This window comes from Massilia sp. ST3, from assembly GCF_018119405.1.
Classification (GTDB): domain Bacteria; phylum Pseudomonadota; class Gammaproteobacteria; order Burkholderiales; family Burkholderiaceae_D; genus Telluria.
The window spans coordinates 1-3,251 of the sequence record NZ_JAGPWC010000136.1; the positions used below are offsets into that span (position 1 = coordinate 1).

General features: G+C 63.1%; 3 protein-coding genes. 2 read left to right on the top strand and 1 reads right to left on the bottom strand.

Annotated features, from left to right (window positions below):
• Window positions 1–231 precede the first annotated feature (231 nt).
• Window positions 232–690: a MarR family winged helix-turn-helix transcriptional regulator gene (locus KBW98_RS23620; RefSeq protein ID WP_211522614.1), complete on the bottom strand. Its 459-nt coding sequence runs from the start codon at window positions 688–690 to the stop codon at window positions 232–234.
• A gap of 169 nt (window positions 691–859) precedes the next feature.
• Here KBW98_RS23620 and KBW98_RS23625 point away from each other — a divergent pair, with 169 nt between their 5' ends.
• Together KBW98_RS23625 and KBW98_RS23630 are read left to right on the top strand one after the other, a co-directional pair.
• The gene (locus tag KBW98_RS23625) at window positions 860–2,290 is read left to right on the top strand and encodes an aldehyde dehydrogenase family protein (protein ID WP_211522615.1); all 1,431 of its coding nucleotides are present in this window, start codon (window positions 860–862) and stop codon (window positions 2,288–2,290) included.
• The gene (locus KBW98_RS23630) at window positions 2,274–3,197 is read left to right on the top strand and encodes an AraC family transcriptional regulator (RefSeq protein WP_211522616.1); all 924 of its coding nucleotides are present in this window, start codon (window positions 2,274–2,276) and stop codon (window positions 3,195–3,197) included. The genes KBW98_RS23625 and KBW98_RS23630 overlap by 17 nt, the downstream gene beginning before the upstream one ends.
• Window positions 3,198–3,251: the final 54 nt, after the last annotated feature.

The window sequence follows — 3,251 nt, forward strand, 5'->3', positions numbered from 1 at the left end:
ATCTGGTGGGGTTTTTTGCTTTGAACGTCTGAAAAGACGCAGGCGGTACACTAGCAAACTTCGGTTCCGACCAAGGAGGCCGGCTGTCCTAGCACGTCGTCCCGGGACTAGGCGTCCCCCTCGGCCGGAACCCAAGTTAACTTCGCAGAGCACAATCCACAAGCAAAACAGGATGCTCAGCTCAGCCTTCTCGACCTGCACCTGGCGACGGCATCAATAAGCCATAACCGTTCACCCAGCGCTGTTGTTCAGGCTCTTCCTCAACCCAACAAGCTGGTCGCGCAAGCTCGAGACCTCTTCGATCGAGCATTGCGTCGCACACAGCACCGCAGGCATCAAGGCGGCCGCCTCCTTGCGCAGGGCATTGCCTTGCTCGGTCAAGGTAATGATGACCTGCCGCTCGTCGCTGCGCGCTCGCGCGCGCTGCAGCAGGCCCTGCGCCTCCATCCGCTTGAGGAGCGGCGTCAGGGTCGCCGAATCCAGGAACAGGCGCTCGCCGATATCCGAGACCGTCAGCTGGTCCTGCTCCCACAAGACCATCATCACCAGGTACTGGGGGTAAGTAAGCCCTAGCTTGGGCAACAAGCCGCGGTAGACGCGCATCATGGCGAGAGAGGTCGAATACAGCGCGAAGCAGAGCTGGTCGTCGAGCGCCGGTGCGGCGGGGGTGGGGGAGGTAGTCGTATCCATGCATCCAATATAGGTCGCACGCTAGCTATTTGCAAGCGATGTGTGGCATTTCCCGACCCAACTGGCGCCGCGCTTTCGGCAGGATCAGGCAATCCTTCACCAGCATCTTGATACCGCCCTTTGCAGCAGCACTCCTATGATGAACACATCATTTATCCAGGAGCGCGGCATGAAAACGGTGGACAGCATCTATATTAACGGCAGCTTCGAAACGCCCCATGGCAGCGAAGTTCTTACGCTGTTCGATCCGGTATCCGAAGAGCCGGCGACTTCCGTAGTGCTTGCCGATGAGGTGGACGCCCGCCGCGCCATCGACGCCGCCGCCGCCGCCTATCGCGAGCTGGCAAGGAGCTCACGCGAGCAGCGGATGACCTGGCTGCAGCGTCTGTACCAGGCCGTCGCTGCGTCCGAAGAGGAACTGACCGCCGTCATGGTCGAGGAGTACGGCGGCCCGGTGCGTACTTCGCGGGCAACGGCCAAGCGCGCCGCGGCATCGTTCGCCTCCGCACGCAGCTTGCTGGCCGATTACCCGTTCGAACGGCAGATCGCAAGCGCGCGCGTGGTGATGGAGCCGCTGGGCGTCGTGGGCTTGATCACGCCGTGGAACGCGAACTACGGTTTCATCTGCAGCAAGCTGTCGATGGCCATTGCGGCAGGCAGCACCGCGGTCATCAAGCCGAGCGAACTCAGCGCGCGCCAGACCGAACTGCTGACGCGCGTCCTGCATCGCGCGGAACTGCCGCCGGGCCTCTTCAATATCGTGACGGGGAAGGGCGATACGGTCGGCGCCGAACTGGTGCGTCACCCGGATATCGCCAAGATCTCGTTTACCGGCTCAACCGCCGTCGGCAAATCGATCGCACGAGGCGCCGTCGATACCATGAAACGCGTGACACTCGAACTGGGCGGCAAGTCGCCCACGATCCTGCTGGACGATGCGGACTTCGCGAAGGCCATGCCGCTTGCCGCTGCGGCGGCGACCTTCAACAGCGGGCAGGCTTGCCTTGCCGGATCGCGCTTGCTGGTGCCGCGCAGCCGCCTGCATGAAGCGCACGAAGCGATCGCCGCCGCCTTCAAGAATCTGACCGTTGGCGATCCCCGCGACGAGGACACCTGCATCGGTCCGATGGTCACGCGCACGCAATACGAGCGGGTGCAAGCGTATATCCGGCGCGGCATCGATGAGGGAGGGCTTGTCCTTACCGGCGGCCCCGGCCGCCCGGAAGAGTGTGAGCGCGGCTATTTCGTGCGGCCTACCGTCTTCGGAAATGTCAGCAACGACATGGCGATTGCGCGTGACGAAATCTTCGGACCGGTACTCTCCGTGATCGCCTATGACGACGAGGAAGAGGCGGTGCGGATCGCCAACGATACGGTCTACGGACTGCACGCGTATGTCTTTTCCGCGGACCTGGCGCGGGCCCGGCGCGTGGCCTCGCGCATCGTCGCCGGGCGTGTTTTCATCAATGGCTTGTATGATGAGCCGGTTGCGCCTTTCGGCGGATTCAAGCAATCCGGATGGGGGCGCGAATTCGGTGTCTTCGGTCTTGAACAATATCTCGAACCCAAAGCCCTGCTTGGCTATGACAACATCCTTTGATCACGACATCCTTGCGCAGCTGTGCAAGGAGATGGTGCTTCGCTTTGCCGGCGTACCGGAAGGGGAGAACGATCTGGCGACGGGGTTACCGTGGCTGACCCTCGTGCGCCGTCTGTCGCCCACTGCCGCCGGCCGGGGTATCTTGCAGCCGTCCGCCTGCCTGATCGTGCAAGGAGAGAAGGAGATGCTGGTGGGCCAGCGGGTCTTGCGCTACGGGCCGGGCTGCTATGTGCAGGCAGGCGCGGCGATGCCGGTGTCAGGCCGTATCGTGGAGGCAAGTGCGTCGGCTCCCTACCTCGGCATTCGCATCGATCTCGATCCCAAGGAGGTCGCAGCGTTCATCCTGGACATGCAATTGCCGGTGCCGCCGGAACGCGAGGACGTCCCGGTCGTCACCGTGGAGCCGGCGGCGGACGCGCTGATGGAAACCTTCCTGCGCTTGCTGCGCCTGCTCGACCGGCCACGTGACCTGACCGTGCTCGGCCGCCTCGTCAAGCAGGAGATCATGTACCACCTGATCACGGCCCCCGGCGGGCTGACGCTCAGCCGCGGATTATTGGGTGGCCAGCGGGAGCATGCGGTCAGCCGCGCCATTTCCTGGATCCGCGAGCATTACGACCAGCCTTTGAAGATCTCCGACCTGGCCGACACGGTCCACCTGAGCGCCTCCGTGCTGCACCGACGATTCAAGGCGGCCACCGTCATGAGTCCACTGCAATACCAGAAGCAGGTGCGGCTACTGGAGGCGCGCAAGCTATTGATGAGCGGCAGCTTCGAGGCGGCGAGCGTCGCCTATCAGGTGGGATACGAAAGCCCATCGCAGTTCAGCCGCGAGTACCGCAGGCTGTTCGGCGCCTCGCCGCTACAGGATGCGCAACATCTGCGAGGCCATGCGCCGGAACCCTGATGAGGTTCCCGAACAACATTACTGTTGAGCTCTTGCGTTAACCCTGGCGGGTTT

What these genes read in the sequence shown, in the direction of transcription:
- KBW98_RS23620 (WP_211522614.1), bottom strand. Translation starts at nt 690, where the DNA reads ATGGATACGACTACCTCCCCCACCCCCGCCGCACCGGCGCTCGACGAC.
- KBW98_RS23625 (WP_211522615.1), top strand. Translation starts at nt 860, where the DNA reads ATGAAAACGGTGGACAGCATCTATATTAACGGCAGCTTCGAAACGCCC.
- KBW98_RS23630 (WP_211522616.1), top strand. Translation starts at nt 2,274, where the DNA reads ATGACAACATCCTTTGATCACGACATCCTTGCGCAGCTGTGCAAGGAG.